Below are 1,323 nucleotides of genomic sequence, written 5' to 3' on the forward strand. Positions count from 1 at the left end.
ACGGCGTCCGCCAGCGGCGGCGGTTCGGGCAGCAGCGCGGCGCGGACGGTGCGGCGCGCCGAGACGTCGAACCGGGTGACCGCGGTGAACGCGGCCTTGCCGTGGGCGACGGCCTCGGCGAGCGCGGCGGGTCCGTCGCCGGCCGCGCTGAGCACGCCGACGCCGGTCACCACGGGCCGGACGGCGGGCGGGGCGTGGCGGTTCATGGCCGCGCGGCCCCCGCGGTGGCGTCGGTGGTGCCGGAGAGGGCGCCGGCCGCGAGCACGGCGGCCCGGAACACCGCGACGGCGTCGTCGATCGTCCGGACGGCCTCGAAGGCGTCGTCGTCGAGGTCTGGCTCGATGCCGTAGCGCTGCTCGAACTCGGCTATCAGCCAGGTGAGTTCGAGTGAGCCGAGTTCCTCGGGGACGTCCTCGGGCGCGCGCTGCCCGAACGCCGCGAGCATGGCCAGGACCTCGGCCCGGTCGGGGCGGGCGAGGTCGGTCACGCCGGGCTGCCCGTGGTGGCGGCGGCCTCGGCGACCCGCTTGGCGACGTCGGCGGTGAACTGGTCGAGCGTCATCAGCGCGGTGGTCTCCATCTCGTCGAGGTCGAACTTGACCCCGTACTCGTCCTCGACCTGGACCGAGAGGTCGGCGAGGGCGAGCGACTCCAGGTCCAGGCCGGCCGGGCCGAGGTCGGTGTCGCCGGTGACGTCGGAGACGTCGTACTGCATCTCGGCCAGCGCGGCGAGGACGAACGCGCGGATGCGGTCCTGCATGGTGGGCTCCTTGGGTTCGGGCGCGCGGGGCGCCCGGGGTGGTCGGGGAAGGGGAACGCGGCCCCGTCGGTGCGGTCCGGCGGTGCTCGGGCGGCGGCCGTCCGAGGGCGCCGGGGTACCGGGGGGTGAAGGGTGGAGGGCCGGGCGCGCCGGGTCGCGGCGCGACGGGTCAGCCGGCGGCGGCGCGCAGGGCGGCCGGGTCGCGCAGCAGCTTGCCGGTGGCGGTGCGGGGCAGCCGCGGGAGGAAGGCCAGCCGGCGCGGCCGCTTGTAGGCGGCGAGCCGCTGGGCGAGGCCGTCCTGGACGAGCGCCCGGTCGGCGCCGTCCTCGGCCGAGAGGTAGGCCTCGATGGCGCCGTCGTCGAAGACCACGACGGCCTCCCTGACCTGCGGGAGTCCGGCGAGGGTCTGCTCGACCTCGGTGAGGTCGACCTTGAGGCCGCCGATCGAGACCTGCGAGTCCCGGCGGCCGAGGACGGTGACCCGGCCGGTGTCCGGGTCGAGGACGGCGGCGTCGCGGGTGTGCAGCCAGCCGTCCGCCCAGCGGGTCGGGTCGTCGAGCCCGG

The 1,323-nt window shown here is 76.9% G+C and carries 3 protein-coding genes and 1 pseudogene; all 4 read right to left on the reverse strand.

The features are described 5' to 3' along the window. Positions 1–206 (reverse strand): annotated as a pseudogene (locus ABD308_RS36165) (beta-ketoacyl-[acyl-carrier-protein] synthase family protein); the annotation flags it as partial. After that, positions 203–487: an acyl carrier protein gene (locus ABD308_RS36170; protein WP_344344418.1), complete on the reverse strand. Its 285-nt coding sequence runs from the start codon at positions 485–487 to the stop codon at positions 203–205. The gene ABD308_RS36170 and the pseudogene ABD308_RS36165, both read right to left, overlap by 4 nt. Further along, on the reverse strand, positions 484–759 hold the full coding sequence (locus ABD308_RS36175) for an acyl carrier protein (RefSeq protein ID WP_344344420.1): 276 nt from the start codon (positions 757–759) through the stop codon (positions 484–486). Before ABD308_RS36175 ends, ABD308_RS36170 begins: the two co-directional genes overlap by 4 nt. Positions 760–928: 169 nt before the next feature. Then, on the reverse strand, positions 929–1,323 hold a 395-nt coding region (locus ABD308_RS36180; RefSeq protein WP_425554947.1), incomplete at its 5' end, for an AMP-binding enzyme.

The sequence above is a fragment of the Kitasatospora putterlickiae genome (assembly GCF_039527695.1).
In the GTDB taxonomy this organism is placed as follows: Bacteria; Actinomycetota; Actinomycetes; order Streptomycetales; family Streptomycetaceae; genus Kitasatospora; species Kitasatospora putterlickiae.

Bases quoted from the DNA above. Each gene is read 5' to 3' on its own strand.
- ABD308_RS36175 (WP_344344420.1), bottom strand. From the start codon at position 759: ATGCAGGACCGCATCCGCGCGTTCGTCCTCGCCGCGCTGGCCGAGATG.